We start from the raw sequence: 15,917 nt of genomic DNA, 5'->3' as shown, positions 1-15,917 counted from the left end.
GCCGCTCGTGGCCCTGCAGCCGATTCGCACGGAACGGCTCGTGCTTCGCGAGCCTACCGTCGCCGACGCCGCCGACGTGCTGGTGTTCCGCGGCGACCCGGACGTCCAGCGGTACAACGACGACCCGTTGCGCACCGTCGCCGAGGCGGAGGCGTTCGTGGAGTACCTCGTCGCCGAGTCGGCCGCCGACCTGCGCCGCCACTGGGCGCTGGAGCTCGACGGCACCGTGATCGGCCTGATGGGCCTGCACAGCTGGCACCGCCAGCACCGCCGCGCCGAGGTGGGCTGCGACATGGCGGCGGCGCACTGGGGCCGCGGCTACGCATCCGAGGCGGCCGCCGCGATCCTGCGCCACGGCTTCACGGCGATGCGCCTGCACCGCGTGCAGGCCCACACGATCGCCGCCAACACCCGCTCGGTCCGCCTGCTGGAGCGCCTGGGCTTCACCCGCGAGGGCACGCTGCGCGAGTTCTCCCTGGAGACGGACGGCCGGTACCACGACAGCGTGGTCTTCGGCCTCCTCCGCCCGGAGTGGTCCGCGCGGCGCGGCTGACTACCAGTCGCGCCACTCCCCGGCCAGGTCGGCCGGGTCGGCGCCGCGGCGCTCGGCGAGCCCCTCGACGTCGATGCCGTGCTCGACCAGGACCTGGTCGATGTACTCCGAGAGCTCCTCGCGGATCGTGGTCTCGATGCTGCCGTCGTCGGCGTCGTTGAGCGCGTTGGCCACCCGCTCGACGGCGACCCAGATCGCGCCGTCACCGCCGCCGGGCGGCCGGCCGGCGATCTCCCGCTCGTAGGCGACCAGGGCGGCGTCGACGGCCTCGGTGAAGTCGGGCGGGAAGAACGTGATGGCGTACGCCTCGTCGGCCGGCAACGTTCCCGCGGCCACGGCCGCCGACTGCTGCGCCACCTCGCGCCGCCACTTCTGGCTGGGCCTCTCGATCACGGCGGCCAGCGTACGCTCAGCCGTCGCCGTAGTGGACGACCCACTTCGCGGTCCGGACCCCGCCGCGCGCCGTGATGTCGCGCCGCAGCTGCTGCTCGGGCTCGAGCAGGGGCCATGGACGAAGTATCGATGACCACCACAGTTTCGGGTGCCCCGCCGTTCAGTCGTTTTTGTCGTACCCCGCGACTAGGGTCGTGTGCATGACGTACGCGGAGGTGAACGGGGTCTCGTTGTGGTACGAGGAGCATGGCGGCGGCGAGCCGCTGGTGCTCCTGCACGGCGGGTTCTGGACGGTTGAGCTGTTCGGCCCGTTGCTCGAAACCCTCGCCCGGCGACGGCGGGTCATCGCCGTCGAGCTGCAGGGCCACGGGCACACGCCGGACGCGGACCGCCCGTTGCGGTATGAGACGCTCGGCGACGACGTCGCGGCGCTGATCCGGCACCTTGGGCTCGAGCGGGCCGATGTGTTCGGCTACTCGCTCGGAGCGGGCACGGCGCTGCGGGTCGCCATCCAGCACCCCGACGTCGTGCGGCGGCTGATCGTCATGTCGACGCCGGTGCGGCGCACGGGCTGGTTCCCGGAGGTGCGCGCCGGGATGGCGCAGATCGGGCCGGAGATGGCGGAAGGAATGAAGGCCTCGCCGCTCTACGCGGCCTACGAGCGCGTCGCGCCGCGGGTGGAGGACTGGCCGGTCCTGGCCACGAAGCTCGGCGAGATGCTGCGCCGCGACTACGACTGGTCGGCCGAGGCCGCGCGGATCACGGCACCGACCATGCTCGTCTACGCCGACGCCGACTCCGTCCCGCCGTCCCACATCGCCGAGTTCTACGCGCTGCTCGGCGGCGGCCTGCGCGACGCGGAGTGGGACGGCTCCAAGCGCGGCCCCAACCGGCTGGCGATCCTGCCCGGCCGCACCCACTACGACGCGACGGCCGCCCCGACGCTGCCGTCGCTGGTCGAGGAGTTTCTGTCGCTGCCGGACTGAGGGGCCCGCAACGGGCGATCGATGATGGTGCTAGCGTTGGGCCGCGGTCATGAGCACCAGCGTCAAGCCCCGGCTCGCTGGTCGGCAACCCTTCGTTCGCGGGCGGGGTGCTCCGGGTGATGACCGGGCTCGGCGCGATGGGCGCCGGGCAAGCCGCGACGCCCGAGGGGTGCATGCCGAGTGATCGTGTCCGAGGTCGAGTTCCGTCCGGCGGGGCCGCAGGACGCCGAGCGGGTGGCGCTGCTGCACGCGGACAGTTGGCGCCGCCACTACCGCGGCGCCTACGCCGACGCCTTCCTCGACGGCGACGTCGAAGCCGACCGCATTGCGGTGTGGACGGCGAAGCTCGCCTCCCCCGCCGGCACCGAGACGGTGCTCGCCGAGCGGGACGGGCGGCTCGAGGGCTTTGTCCACGTCGTGTTCGACGACGACCCGCGGTGGGGCAGCCTCGTCGACAACCTCCACGTCGTGCACGACCGGCGCCGCGGGGGCCTCGGCACGCGGCTGCTGGGCCGGGCCGCCGAGGCGATCGGTGAACGCGCCGCCGGCGACGCGATGTACCTCTGGGTGCTGCAGCAGAACACCGCGGCGCAGGCGTTCTACGCCGCCCGCGGCGGGACGTGCGTGGAGACGGTGGCGGTGTCAGCGCCCGCCGGCAACCCGGCGTGGCTCAACGGCGCCCCGAACAAGCTCCGGATGGCCTGGCCGGACGCCGCAACCCTCCGCACCGCCTGACGTCACTGGCGGGGGCGCCGGGCCCAGCGGACCCGGCGCCCCCGATCGGCGAGGTCAGCTGCCGTAGACCTGGAACTCCCACAGCGAGTAGCCGTACTGCGTCGCGCGCTGCGTGCCGTACATGCGCACGTAGCGCCCGGAGCCGGTCACGTTGAGCGTCTGGTTGCCGCCCGTGCCGGTGGTGGTGCTGTAGATGTTCGTCCAGTTGGTGCCGTCGTTGGACGTCTGGATCTGGAACGCCTTCGCGTAGGCGGCCTCCCAGTTCAGGTTCACCTTGCTGATGCTGTGCGTGGCGCCGAGGTCGACCTGCAGCCACTGCGGGTCGCTGAAGCCGCTCGACCAGCGCGTGCCGGTGTTGCCGTCGGTGGCGTTGCCCGCCGCAGTGCCGGCGTTCTCGCTCGACGAGGCCGTGGTCGGGTGGCCCTGGGAGAGCAGGTTGCCGCCGCCCGTGCCGCCGCCGGGAGTACCGGCGAGACCGAACTCGTACAGCGAGTAACCGTAGGCGGTGGCGCGCTGCGTGCCGTACATGCGCACGTAGCGTCCGGAGCCGGTCACGTTGAGCGTCTGGTTGCCGCCGGTTCCCGTCGTGGTGCTGTAGATGCTCGTCCAGTTGGTGCCGTCGTTGGACGTCTGGATCTGGAAGGCCTTCGCGTAGGCGGCCTCCCAGTTCAGGTTGACGTTGGTGATGTTGTACGACTGGCCCAGGTCGACCTGCAGCCACTGCGGGTCGCTGAACGCGCTCGACCAGCGGGTGCCCGTGTTGCCGTCGGTGGCGTTGCCGGCACCGAGGGTGGCGTTCTCGCTCGAGGAGGCCGTGGTCGGCTTGCCCTGGGCGATGTTGTTGCCGGGCGGCGGCGTCGTCGTGCCGCCCTTCTTGTTGTAGACCGCGACCCAGTCGATGTTCATCTGGCCGCCGGAGATGGTGCTGGCGTTGGGGCCGCCACCGAACGCGTCGGGGAAGCCGCCGCCCATCGCAAGGTCGTAGATGATGAAGAACGGGTGGTGCACCGCGTTGTTCCACGTCGTCGCGTCCACCCGCGTCGCCGGCAGCGTGAAGTAGTTGGCACCGTCGAGGTACCACCGGATCTCCTCCGGCGACTTCGACCGGTCAATCTCCACCGCATACGTGTGATACCCGGTCTGACACCCGGCACACGCACGCTCACCACTACCCAGACCGGTCGACTCGTTACACGGACCACCCGGGTTCGTCCCGCAGTGCAGCGTCCCGAACACCGAGCTACGCCCGTTGATGTCCTCCAGAATGTCGACCTCACCACTCGTCGGCCACGGCGTACCGGTCCGCAGCGTCGAACCGAGCATCCAGAACGCCGGCCAGTACCCCGCCCCGTTCGCCGTCGTCACATTGGGCTGCTGGATCGAGGACTCCATGCGCACCACGTCGCCGGCGTCCGCGCCGAACGTGGCCGCCTGCGTCTCGATGCGCCCGGACGTCCAGCCCGCCCGCGGGTCGGTGCCCGAGTGCAGGGCCCGCAGCACCAGGTGCCCGTTGCCGTCCTGGAACACGTTGGCCGTGCTGTTGGTCATCGTCTCGATCTCACCGGTACCGAACGAGCTGCCCGGCCCCGTGTCGTACTTCCACGTACCCGTGTTCACGCCGGTGCCCGCGGCACCGTTGAACTCATCGCTCCAGGTCAGCGTGAACCCGGCCGGCGGAACGGGCGCGGCCGCGGCCGCCAGCTGCGCCACCTGCGTCCCGGCGCCGGCCTTCGCATCACTGCTGGTACCGGCATACGCGACGGCGGTGATGGCCACCAGCCCGAGCGTCGCCGCGGCGGTGACGCCCGCGGCCCAGCCCTTGATCCGGCGCGGCGGGCGCCGGTGCTGCGATTCGAGGTTGTGCATGGGCTCTCCTCGTGGGGTGCGCGTCCGACCGGCCGCATGGTTGGGGCGTGCCGATGGCGGATCGGCACGGCCGGCGGGCGCTGTGAGAGGGATTAGAGAGCGCTCTCTCAGTCGCACGCTACCAACACCGACCCCTGGGAAGTCAAGGGCGGAGAGCGATTTCCTGCCGGGAGCGCGCGGGATGCGACAAGGGTGGTCATTCATTGACATGCATGAGTATCGCTCCGATGCTGACCGCACCCCCCACGAAGGGAATCCGAGGATGAACCTCCGCATCCGGGCCGCGCTCACCGCCGCGGCCACCAGCATCGTCGCCGCCGTGGCGTTCGCCCCCGCGGCGCACGCCGCGGTCGACACGACCCGCACCCCGGGCCTGGCCCGCTACACCGTCACGCTCACCAGCAACAGCACCGGCGCCTCGTGGACCGGCCACCAGGCGATCACGTTCACCAACACGTCCCCGACCGCGCTGAGCGAGGTCTATCTGCGCCTGTGGGACAACTACCACGGCACGTGCCCGTCCGGCACCCCGATCACGGTCAGCAACCTTTCCGGCGGTACGGCGGGTGCGCTCACCGTCGGCTGCACCGCCCTGAAGGTCACGCTGCCCGCGTCCCTGCCCCAGAACGCTTCGGCGTCGATCGGCTTCGACCTGTCCATCACGGTGCCGAGCGGCGCGGACCGGTTCGGCAGCGACGGGGCGTACAACTTCATCGGCAACGCCCTGCCGGTGCTCGCCGTGCGCGACGGCGCCGGCTGGCACCTCGACCCGTACACGAACAACGGCGAGTCGTTCTACAGCCTCATCAGCGACTTCGACGTGACCTTGGACCACCCCACCGCCCTGGCGGTCCCCGCGACCGGCACGTCCACGGACACGCCCGGCGCGAGCGGCCGCACGGTGACGCACGCGGTGGCCACCCAGGTCCGCGACTTCGCCTGGGCCGCCGGCCCGTTCACGAAGATCACCGGCGTCTCCCCGGCCGGTTACCGCGTCAACGTGTACCGCACCAGCGCCATCAGCTCGAGCAGCGCCCAGTCGATGCTCACCACGGCCGAGAACGCCCTGGACGCGCACTCGTCCCGCTTCGGCGCCTACCCGTACGGTGAGGCGGACGTGGTGCTGGACAACAACTTCTGGTTCGGCGGCATGGAATACCCCGGCTTCGTGCTCGACGTCGTCTCCAGCAACGCACTGGCCCACGAGCTGGCCCACCAGTGGTTTTATGGAATCGTGGGCGACGACGAGTACACCACGCCGTGGCTGGACGAGGCGTTCACCGACTACGCCACGGACCTCTACTTCGGCCGCACCGGCACCAACTGCTGGAACTCGGTGACGTGGCAGTCGTCGAGCGAGCGCCTGACCAGCTCGATGGCATACTGGGACGCCCACTCGAGCCGCTACTCCACGGTCGTCTACGGCTACGGCAAATGCGCCCTGCACGACCTGCGCCGCACCTTGGGCACGACGGCGATGACGAACATGATGTACGCGTACGCCCAGTCCCACTGGTACGGCGTCTCGACGGTCCCGGACTTCAAGGCCGCCGCCCAGTCCGCCGCCGGCTCGACGAGCCTGACGTCGTTCTGGACGACGCACCGCATCGACGGCTGAGCCCTGCACTAAGGTGGTCGGCGGAGGCGTGAGGGCGGCTGGTGCCCCTCCCGGTCTTCAAAACCGAGGTGGCCCGGCATCCGGGCCAGGCGGGTTCGATTCCCGTCCGTCTCCGCCAACCAGCATCCTCCACGCCTTCGGGGTTCGGCTGGATCAATGCAGGCGAGTCGACTCCGAACCCCAGTTGGTTCCTGGGTGTCTCGAGTCCGGATCGCTGCCGCGTCCATGGGACCGTCGGTGCCGTACGGTCGTTATCTGTGGATCTGCTCGAACGCGCCGCCGCATTGGACGAGCTCGACGCCGGACTGGCCGGTCTCTCGTCGCGTGGTGGCGTCGTGCTGCTCGCCGGTGAGGCGGGCATTGGCAAGTCGGCGCTGGTCAAGCGGTTCCGCCAGCGGCGCTCGGCGGAGGCCGACTTCCTCATGGGCTCGTGCGACCCGCTGCTGACACCACAGGCCCTGGGCCCGGTGTATGACATCGCCCGCGAGGTCGGGGGCCGGCTGAGCGAAGCGCTGGCGTCGGGTCGACGCGAGACGATCTTCGCGGCGTTGCTCGGTCACCTGGCGCTGGCGGCGCGACGGCACGTCGTGGTCGTGGAGGACGCACACTGGGCCGACGAGGCCACGCTGGACCTCTTGGTGTTTCTGGGGCGCCGGATGGAGCACACACCGGCGTTACTGCTCGTGACCTACCGCGACGACGAGCTGGGCGCCGACCATCCGCTGCTCACTGTGATCGGTCGCCTGCCGGCGGACGCCGTACGGCGGGTCCGGTTAGCGTCCTTGTCCGAGGCCGCAGTGGCGGAAATGGCAAGGCGGGCCGGGCGTCCCGACGTCGGCCTGCGGGCACTCACCGGCGGCAATCCGCTGCTCCTCACCGAGGTGCTGGCCGCTGCGGACTCCAGGGTGCCGCACACTGTCCGGGACCTCGTACTGGCCCGGTTGGCGGGACTGCCGCGACCGGCACGGGAGGCCGTGCAGCTGGTCTCCGTGGTACCGAACCGGGTCGAGCCGTGGCTGTTGGAGGCGGTGGCGCGGCCGGCGACATCGGGCGTCGAGGCGGGGGTGGCGTCCGTTCTGCTGGTGATGGACTCCGAACGGATCGGGTTCCGACATGAGCTTCTGCGGCGGGCCGTGGAGGGATCGCTGTCGGTGCTGAAGCGTCGCCGGCTGAACCGGGAGGTGCTGGCTGCGTTGGCCGGCAGCGGCGAGCCGGTTGACGTTGCCCGCCTGGCCCATCACGCCCGTGAGGCCGGCGACGTTGACGCCGTCCTGCGTTACGCGCCGGTGGCGGCCCAGCAGGCCGCGGCAGTGGCGGCCCACCGGGAGGCCGTCGCGCAGTACCGGGCGGCCCTCGCCCACGCGGATCGGCTCCCGGTGCCGGCCCGTGCCGACCTGTTCGAGGGCTACTCGGTCGAGGCGTACCTGTCGGGGCTCGCTGACGTCGCGGTTGCAGCGCGCCAGTCCTCGGTGCGCCTGCGGGAGGCAGCAGGCGACCGGGAACGAGTCGGCGAAGGGCTGCGTTGGCTGTCTCGCATGCATTGGTGGGCAGGCAACCGGCGTGACGCCGAGTCGGCCGCGGCCCGCGCCATCGCCGTGCTGGGGGCCCTGCCGGCCGGCCGGCAGCTGGCCCTGGCGTACAGCAACCAGTCGCAACTGGACATGCTGGCCGGTCGGCTCGAGCCGGCCATGCACTGGGCCGGACAGGCACTGACGCTGGCCCGCGAGCTCAACGACGTCGAGGCGTCGACCCACGCGCTGACGAACATCGGCTCGGCCCGGCTGCAGGCGAACGACCCGGGCGGCCGGGTCGAGCTGGAGGAGGCTTTCCAGATGGCTGTCGGGGCCGGCCTCGAGGACCACGCGGCCCGGGCGATCGGGAACCTCGCGACGATCGGCGCCGAACTGCGCCACCACGACCGTGCCCGGCAGGATCTCGATCGGGCACTTGCATTCGTACAGCAACACGAATTGGCCGGCTGGGTCCAGCACGTGCTCGGGCACCGGGCCCGCGTCCGCCTGGATCTGGGCGACTGGGCCGGCGCGGAACAGGACGCTCGGGCGGCGCTGGCCGAGCGGGTGTCCGGTGGCGGCCGGATCGTCGACGCCCTGGTGCCGCTGGGCCTGGTGCAGGCCCGGCGTGGAGATCCCGCGGCCGCGGCCACGCTGCAGGAGGCCACCGAGCGCGCCTTCGCCACGAGCGAGCTGCAGTGGATCGCGCCCGTGGCAGCGGCCCGGGCCGAGCATGCCTGGCTCAGCGGGGACGATGGCCGCGCCGTCGAGGAGGTCGCGGCCGTGTACCCGATGGCGGAGCAGGCGCGGCACCCGTGGTTCGGCGGCGAACTCGCCCTCTGGGCGCGAATGGCCGGCGGGCCGCCACTCGCCCCGGCGTTGATGGCGGCGCCGCACCGACTCCTGCTGGCCGGGGACTGGCGAGGCGCCGCCGAGGCGTGGCATGGGCTCGGCTGGCCCTACCACCAGGCCCTCGCGTTGATGTCCGGCGGTGACGATGATGCCCGCATGCAGGCGCTGGCCCTGTTGGACGGCCTGGGCGCGCGCCAGACCGCCCTGCGGCTACGCCGCGAACTGCGCCGCCGAGGCACGCTGCGTATCCCCGCCGGGCCGACGCGAGCCACGGCCGCCAACCCGGCCGGCCTCAGCAACCGACAGGTCGAGGTGCTCCGACTGCTGGTCGAGGGTCTGACCGATGCCGAGATTGCGGCGCGGCTCTGCCTTTCGCCCAAGACCGTTGGACATCACGTCTCCGCGCTGTTGCGCAAACTCGGGGTCGGCACGCGACACCAGGCCGCCGCGGCGGCCCGCGGACTCGGCGTGACACCTGCGGGAACTGGGGAGGCGAAACCCGGGAATTAGGGAACCGTTCCCGATCCGCCAGCACCGGTCGCTCCCATAACGTTCAGCCTCCCAGGTCAACCCAAGGGAGGAACCGTCATGGACATTGCCACCATCAAACAGCGCCAGCAGGTCGCCTGGGCGTCCGGCGACTACGCCGCCGTAGGCGCCCGATTCCCACTCACCGCCGAATTGCTCTGCGAAGCGGCCGACCTGCGGGCCGGCGAGCGGGTGCTCGACGTGGCCTGCGGCAGCGGCAACGCGGCGCTGGCCGCCGCCCGCCGGTTCTGCCAGGTCACCGGCGTCGACTACGTCCCGTCGCTGCTCGTCCGCGCACGTCAACGGGCTGAGGCGGAGGGACTGCAGGCGACGTTCCAGGAGGCGGACGCCGAGGATCTGCCGTTCCCCGACGGCTCCTTCGACGCGGTCCTGTCGACCTGTGGTGCGATGTTCGCCCCTGACCAGCAACAGACGGCCCGCGAACTTCTCCGGGTCTGCCGTCCCGGCGGTCGCATCGCGATGGTGAACTGGACTCCCGACAGCTACGTCGGTGCGCTCTTCCGAGCCATCGGCCGCCATGTCCCCGCACCGCCGGGGATCCGGCCACCGGTCGAGTGGGGCAGCGAGGCGCGCCTGCGCGAGTTGTTCGGCCCCCACGTCACCATCTCCGCGCCCAAGCGGTCCTTCCACTGGCGCTTTCTGTCGGCCGAGCACCAGGCAGAGTTCTTCGCCACGTGCTACGGCCCCACCCATAAGGCCCTCGCCACGCTCAACCCGCAGAGTGCGGCTCAACTCAGACGCGAGATGGTGGAGACGGTCAAGGAGTTCGACGTCTCCGACGACGCGACGCTGGTGCTCAAAATGGACTACCTCGAGGTCGTCATCCGCACGCCGGGCGCACGATGAGGAGCGCAGCGGCGGGAAACTCGCACGTCAAGGTGGCCGCGGTCCAGGCCGCCCCGGTCTTTCTGGACCTCGCGGCAAGCCTCGACAAGGCGGTCGGCCTCATCGCCCAGGCAGCCGAACAGGGGGCGCAACTCGTGGCCTTCCCGGAGGCGTTCCTGCCCGCGTGGCCGGCCTGGGTCGACGAGGTGCTGCCCGGCGAGGACGCCGCATGGTACGTGCGCCTGCTCGAGCAGTCGGTGGTCGTCCCGGGACCTGTCACCGAACGTCTCGGCCGGGCGGCCCATGCCGCCGGCGTGCACCTCGTCATCGGGATCAACGAACGGGAAGAGGGCGGTGGCACGGTCTACAACACCACCGTCTACTTCGGACCCGACGGCCGCCTCCTCGGCAAGCATCGCAAGCTCGTGCCAACCCACGCGGAACGACTGGTGTGGGGTATGGGTGACGGCTCGGACCTGCAGGTGCACCAAACGGCGATCGGCCGGATCGGCGGACTGATCTGCTGGGAGAACTACATGCCGCTGGCCCGCTTCGCGGTCTACGCCCAAGGCGTCGAGGTCTGGGTCGCACCGACCCTTGCCACCCACGAGCCCTGGGTGGCGACGATGCGACACATCGCCCGAGAGGGCGGCTGCCACGTCATCGGTGTTGCCCCGGCGGCCCGCTTCTGCGAGGTGCCCGCCGGGGTCCCCGATCGCGAGCGGCTGTGGCGAGGCGCCGAGCCGCGAGGGGACTGGATGCTCGACGGCTACTCGGTGATCGTCGACCCCGACGGAACCGTGCTCGCCGGCCCGCTCGTCCGCGAGGAAGGCATCCTCTACGCACATCTGGACCTGGACTCTGCAAGGGCGCGCCGACGACTTTTCGACCCGGTCGGGCACTACAACCGCCCGGACGTTTTCCGGCTCGTCGTGGACGACCGACCGAAGCCGCATGTGGTGTCCCTCGCGCAACCGGGCTCCGGAGAGGACGTCGAGGTGGTCGGACCGAAGGTTCCCTAGCACATGGGTGTCCACGCATCGTGGACACCCATGTGCTCACTTCGAGGGCTGGTGGTCAGTGGGATTTGGTGGTGAGGTGGAACGTGGTCACGACCGCGGCGTGGTCGCTGGGCCAGGAGCTGGCTGACGGGTTGGTCGCCGACGGGCGGCCGACGAAGAGGGTGTCGGAAGAGATCAGTTCCAGGCCGCCGGAGGCGGTGTAGTCGACGTAGTCGATCCGGTCCTGCGGCTCCGGCTTCCCGTTGGCGTTGGTGTTGACGACCGGCGACCAGGTGATGCCGGGCTTGGCGCTCGGGTCCGGGTTCGCGGTCCGGTACGAGTCCCGCAGGCCCGCCGCACGGAACACGGCGGGAACCGGCCAGTCGACCGCACCCGCCTTGCAGTGGGACGCTGACGTGGCGGTGGTCCAGTCGGCCCCGGACGGAGACGCCAGGTCGCCGAGCAGGACGAGCGGCGTACCCGACCGGAGGTCGGTGGCCATGGCCTTGGCGACAGCCTGCGCCTGGGCGTACCGGGTCGTCGACGTCTCCTTGGCGACTACGGACACGACGTCGGCGCCGTCGAAGCAGGTGCCGTACGGACCGTAGCTCGACTCGTCGAGGTGGACGTCCCAGATCCGTACCGGCTTGCCGCCGACGCTGACCGTCTCCGCGACGGCCGGAGCCGACGCGGTCGGGAAGACTGTCGTCGTACCGGGAGTCAGCGGGTACGACGACACGATGCCGAGATCGCCGATTCCGTGCACGGACCATCCCAGGGCGGCACCGACGGACTGCGCCATCGCATAGCCGCCGTCCTGGAAGCCGACGACTCCGACACCGCGAGCGGCGATGACGGCGAGGTTCTTGCCAACCGCATCAGTGACCTTGCTGCCCGCGTTCCAGGCATTCCACGTTGCCGCCTTGAAGTCCGGCGACGTGTTGGGGGCCGCGACCACCACCTCGACCAGGATCGTCGCGGTCGTACCGCCGCTCGTGGCCGAGACCGTGATCTCCCCGGCATTCTTCTGCCGGCGGTCCGGCGCCGTTCCGCTGACCGTGCCGTCGGCGGACACGTCGAGCCACGCATCACCCGAGACCTTGGTGAACGAGGTCGGCGGCGCGCCGTTCCACAAGCCAAGCAGCGGCTGGCTGACGGCCCCAGCGGTGGGCACCGCCGGAACCTTGAACGTATCGGTGACGAAGCCCTTGGGAAGGCTCGGCCAGTTGCCGGCCTGAACCGAGAGCTTGACCCACTGGGCGTACAGCGTGACGACTCCACCGTTCTCGGCGGTCAGGTTCTTCACCGATGCCAGATCGCCGTACACGACCGCTCCGGTCGGAGTCGTGCTCCAGCCGGCGAAGCGGTAGTTGTCCCGGACGAAACCGTTGGGCGCCAGCGCGGCCTCGGTGTCGTAGGTGAACGTACTGGCGTCCGTCGTGCCGGCCTCGGCGCCGTTGCGGTCAAAGACGACCTTGTACGTGTTGGCCGCGAAACGCGGCCCGACCACGACATCGGCCGCCGGCATGGTGAAGCTGCCCGCAGCGTCGATGGTGAGACCGGACGGTCTCGAGACCTGCCAGTCGTTGAGGTGGTAGCCCGTCGCGGCCGACGGCGTGAGCTTGACGGAGTCACCGGGTGCGGCCGAGCGGACCGACGGTGTACCGCTTCCATGGTCGGCGTCATCGATGGATACGAGGTACTGCCCGTGTGCGCGCCAGCGGGCGTACAGCGTGATCGACGCACCATCGGTCGGGACACGGTCGGTGAAGTCGGCGCCATCGGCGTAGACGACAGGACCGACGGGGCCGGTGGCCCAGCCGGCGAAGTCGGAGCCGCTCAGGGCGTAGCCATTCGCACTCAGCGGTGAGGCAACGCCGTACCGGACCGGCTGGTCGGCCATGGTCCCGCCGTCGGCGCCGTTGCCGTCGAAGTGCACGGTCGCCGAGTCAGGGACGAACGTGGCTTGCACGGCGACCGCCACGTTCGGCATGGTGAAGGTGCCGTCGGCCGCGATCGTCAGGTCGCTCGGGCTGGTCACGTGCCAACCGGCGAACTTGTAGCCGCTGTCAGGTGTCGCGGTCAGCGTGACCTTGTCGCCCGGCGTCACCGCGCTGGACGATGCCGAGGCGGTGCCGTGGCCGGAGGACGTCACGCTCACCGTGTTGGTCGGGTAGACGATGTTGACGATGAGGGGCGATCCGATGACGGTGTACCCGTCGTTGTAGAGCAGGCAGACGGCGTACGACCCGACGGTCATGCCGGTGAACGTCAGCGTGCCGCCGGCGACGGGTGACGAACCGGCCGGCGGGTAGTCGTGCGTACCGGTCTGGGTGTACTGCCAGTACGTCGATCCCGCGCCGCAGGTCGTCTTGCCGCGGTACCAGCCGACCCAGTTGCTCGTGCTCAGCTGATTGGGGGGCGCCTGGTAGGAAAGGGATACCGGCGTCCCCACCACGGCGGTCATCTGTGACGTGGCGAGCGGGGAGCTCACCACGGTCATGGTGATCTTCGAGCCGATGATGGTGTAGCCGTCGTTGTAGAGGAAGTAGACCTCGTAGGTTCCAGCCGCCACGCCCGGGAACTGGAGGGTGCCGCTGGCGATCGCCGTCCCGGGCACGGTCTGGCTGTTGGTCGCCGTGTAGACCCAGTACGTCGACCCGACCTGGCCCGGCGTCTGACCGGGCTTGTAGAAGCCGATCCAGTTGGTGGGCGAGACCCGGTCGGCGGGGGCGGAGTAGCTGAAGGTGATCGGGGCACCGGCGGCCACGGTCGTGGTCGGGGTACTCAGGGGCGAGGTGGCGGCCGGCGCGGCCGACGCCGTGACGAGAAGTGCGACGAGGATCGCGACCACCGCCGTCATTGCGGCGGCCAAGCGGGTGCGAGGCATGCGGATCATCGGGACTCAGCGCTTTCCGGTCGTGGCGACGCGGCCGGCGTACCGCTGGGTCCAGCCACTGCCGGTGTCAGCGGTGATGACGAGGTCGTAGTACCCGTCCTTCGTCGGCCAGGGGACCACCTTGGACTTGCCGCCATCGAGGTGCACGACCTGCGTGCCGCCCAGGTAGTCGTGCGCGCTCAGCTCGTAACGCACCGGTTCGGTGCCGTCGTTGTGCAGCGTGACCTTGACCTTGCCCTCCTGGCCGTTCTCGGCCATCTTCAGGTCCACGTCGACCCGCGGGATGCCGAGGTCCTGCTGTCCCGCGGGCACGAGCTGCCCGGCGAACGAGCGTACGAATCCGTCGTTGCAGTAGATCGAGAACGCGTACTTGCCGTCCGTGGTCGAGCTGTCCCAGGTGTACTCACGCGGCGCGCCCGCCTTGACCGTGAACGGTGTACTGGAGAACGCCCGGTACCTGTCCGGAAAGGCTTGGAAGCTCACGGCCTTGCCGTCGGGACCACCGGCCAGCGTCATGGTGGCGGTGACCTTGCCCGTAACCCGGTCCTCGGACAGCGTGGCGTGCGGGTGGAACGAGAGCGGCCGCGGCTTCATGTGGTCGGCTGAGACCGACACCGGCTGCTCGTCGACCGGGTTCGGGAAGGTCACCGGGCCGATCTGCGGATGCGCGAAGTCGAGCGCGCTGGTCAGGTCGCCGGCGATCGAACGCCGCCACTCGGTGATGTTGGGGCAGGTGAACGGCTTACCGAGGTACGCGGCCCACTTCTCCAGGAATTTGATCGACGAGACGTGGTCGAAGACCTCCGAGGCGACGTAGCCGCCGCGGGTCCACGGCGAGACGAGCAGCATCGGCACGCGCGGACCGAAGCCGAGCGGGTAGGAGCCGGCGTACTCGCCCGCCGTACCCGCCTCAGGCCACGGCGGCAGCACGTGGTCGAACTTCCCGTCGTTCTCGTCGTAGTTGAGGATGAAGAGCGTGTGGTTCCAGATCTCGGGGTTGCTCTGCAGGATGTCGATCACCCGCTTGACGAAACGCTCGCCGTGCAGCGTGTCGGCGGACGGGTGCTCACTCCAGCCGTACGGCGCAACGATCCAGGAGACTGCGGGCAGCGGGAACTGCGCACCCGGCTGGCACGCGTCATGGAAGTCCTTCAGGACGACGTCGAGGTTCTGCTCGGAGTCGTTGTTCGGCGCGGACATACCGGAGTAGTACGTGCAGTTGCCGCGCCAGATCAGGCCGGTGCCGGGCTGCAGCTTCGGGTCGTCGGGGCTGAGCCCCTTCGGGTCGAACCCCTTGAAGTACTTCAGCTCGTTGTCGCCGTAGTCGCCGACCCAGCTGCTGATGTAGCCCTGCCGCCCGTTGCCGCTGTTGTCCGAGTACAGGCGCCAGTCGATACCGACCTCCTGCAGCTGCTCGGGTACGGTGATCCACGGTCGGCTGTAGTTGGACTCGTCCGTGTTGCCGGTCTCGCTGTTGGCGGTACCACTCCACAGGTACTTGCGGTTGGGGTCGGTCGGCCCGAACTCAGAGCAGAAGTTCTGGTCGCAGATCGTGTACTGCGCGGCGATCGAGTGGTAGAAGCTCATGTAGCCACCGGAGTGGTAGTTCATGCAGCTGCCGCCGTTGTGCTGCACCCACAGGTCCCACTTGCGGTGCTCGACGTCACCCCACGCCCCGTGGTCGTTGCCCCAGGGACCGTCGTCGACCTTCGGCGTGACGATCTTCCCGGCGCTGTCCTTCTGCTGGAAGACGCTCGTGCCGTCCTGGAAGGTGAGCGCCTGCTTGTCGCCGAAGCCGCGGACACCGGAGAACTGGCCGAAGTAGTGGTCGAAGGACCGGTTCTCCTGCATCAGGATCACGACGTGCTTGAGGTCGGACATGTCGCCGTGGAAGCCCGTGGGCAGGACATACTCGTCCGACCTGCCGGCGAATGCCCGGCTGGCCGGCCCGGCGAGCCCGCCGAGGGCCAGGGCGCCGACGGCGAAGCCCACGCCCTGCAGGACGCGGCGCCGGGTAACGCCGGCGACCTGCCCGACGTCGTCGCCTGGCGCAGGCTCAGGCAAAGGGATGGTTCCGCCGGTGGCCATCGATCGGGTCTCCTCTGAACGAACGAATCTGGCGACCCACA

11 protein-coding genes, 1 tRNA gene and 1 riboswitch are annotated in these 15,917 nt (G+C 70.1%); of the genes, 8 read left to right on the top strand and 4 right to left on the bottom strand.

Going from position 1 to position 15,917, the window contains the following annotated elements; all coding sequences use genetic code 11:
- Window positions 1-40: 40 nt before the first annotated feature.
- Entirely contained in the window at window positions 41-553 is a 513-nt protein-coding gene (locus tag ACQEVU_RS14355) for a GNAT family N-acetyltransferase (RefSeq protein ID WP_433323545.1), read from the top strand.
- Here the strand turns inward: ACQEVU_RS14355 and ACQEVU_RS14350 are convergent, their stop codons facing one another.
- Window positions 554-946 (bottom strand): hypothetical protein, encoded by a 393-nt coding sequence (locus tag ACQEVU_RS14350; protein WP_433323543.1) that lies wholly within the window; start codon window positions 944-946, stop codon window positions 554-556.
- A 200-nt stretch (window positions 947-1,146) separates the two neighbouring features.
- On the opposite strand from ACQEVU_RS14350, the gene ACQEVU_RS14345 reads away from it, so the two are divergent.
- Together ACQEVU_RS14345 and ACQEVU_RS14340 are read left to right on the top strand one after the other, a co-directional pair.
- On the top strand, window positions 1,147-1,932 hold the full coding sequence (locus tag ACQEVU_RS14345; protein ID WP_433323541.1) for an alpha/beta fold hydrolase: 786 nt from the start codon (window positions 1,147-1,149) through the stop codon (window positions 1,930-1,932).
- A gap of 45 nt (window positions 1,933-1,977) precedes the next feature.
- Window positions 1,978-2,093: riboswitch (SAM riboswitch) on the top strand.
- A 19-nt stretch (window positions 2,094-2,112) separates the two neighbouring features.
- Window positions 2,113-2,667, top strand: coding sequence for an N-acetyltransferase family protein (locus ACQEVU_RS14340; RefSeq protein WP_433323539.1), 555 nt, complete (start codon window positions 2,113-2,115; stop codon window positions 2,665-2,667).
- A gap of 54 nt (window positions 2,668-2,721) precedes the next feature.
- On the opposite strand, the gene ACQEVU_RS14335 is transcribed toward ACQEVU_RS14340, so the two are convergent.
- Window positions 2,722-4,533: a discoidin domain-containing protein gene (locus ACQEVU_RS14335; RefSeq protein ID WP_433323537.1), complete on the bottom strand. Its 1,812-nt coding sequence runs from the start codon at window positions 4,531-4,533 to the stop codon at window positions 2,722-2,724.
- 262 nt (window positions 4,534-4,795) lie between these two features.
- Here ACQEVU_RS14335 and ACQEVU_RS14330 point away from each other — a divergent pair, with 262 nt between their 5' ends.
- The 5 genes from ACQEVU_RS14330 (at window position 4,796) to ACQEVU_RS14310 (ending at window position 10,910) form a co-directional block, all read left to right on the top strand.
- Window positions 4,796-6,151, top strand: a complete 1,356-nt coding sequence (locus ACQEVU_RS14330) for a M1 family metallopeptidase (RefSeq protein ID WP_433323535.1) — start codon at window positions 4,796-4,798, stop codon at window positions 6,149-6,151.
- 22 nt (window positions 6,152-6,173) lie between these two features.
- A tRNA-Sec gene (locus ACQEVU_RS14325) sits at window positions 6,174-6,269 on the top strand.
- A 139-nt stretch (window positions 6,270-6,408) separates the two neighbouring features.
- Window positions 6,409-9,024 carry an ATP-binding protein gene (locus tag ACQEVU_RS14320; RefSeq protein WP_433323533.1) on the top strand — a complete coding sequence of 872 codons (2,616 nt, stop codon included), beginning with the start codon at window positions 6,409-6,411 and terminating at the stop codon, window positions 9,022-9,024.
- Between the two features lie 78 nt (window positions 9,025-9,102).
- Window positions 9,103-9,909, top strand: coding sequence for a class I SAM-dependent methyltransferase (locus tag ACQEVU_RS14315; protein ID WP_433323531.1), 807 nt, complete (start codon window positions 9,103-9,105; stop codon window positions 9,907-9,909).
- Window positions 9,910-9,941: 32 nt separating this feature from the next.
- Window positions 9,942-10,910 (top strand): carbon-nitrogen hydrolase family protein, encoded by a 969-nt coding sequence (locus ACQEVU_RS14310; protein ID WP_433323529.1) that lies wholly within the window; start codon window positions 9,942-9,944, stop codon window positions 10,908-10,910.
- Between the two features lie 55 nt (window positions 10,911-10,965).
- Here ACQEVU_RS14310 and ACQEVU_RS14305 read toward each other — a convergent pair whose 3' ends face one another.
- Both ACQEVU_RS14305 and ACQEVU_RS14300 read right to left on the bottom strand, forming a co-directional pair.
- Entirely contained in the window at window positions 10,966-13,779 is a 2,814-nt protein-coding gene (locus tag ACQEVU_RS14305) for an InlB B-repeat-containing protein (protein ID WP_433323527.1), read from the bottom strand.
- Between the two features lie 15 nt (window positions 13,780-13,794).
- A complete protein-coding gene (locus ACQEVU_RS14300; protein WP_433323525.1) occupies window positions 13,795-15,852 on the bottom strand; it encodes an alkaline phosphatase family protein in 2,058 nt (685 codons plus the stop codon).
- Window positions 15,853-15,917 lie beyond the last annotated feature (65 nt).

The sequence above is a fragment of the Dactylosporangium sp. CA-139066 genome, assembly GCF_050936175.1.
Lineage (GTDB): Bacteria > Actinomycetota > Actinomycetes > Mycobacteriales > Micromonosporaceae > Dactylosporangium.
The sequence above is the reverse complement of the archived record's forward strand: the minus strand, read 5'-3'. Positions and strand labels throughout refer to the sequence as shown.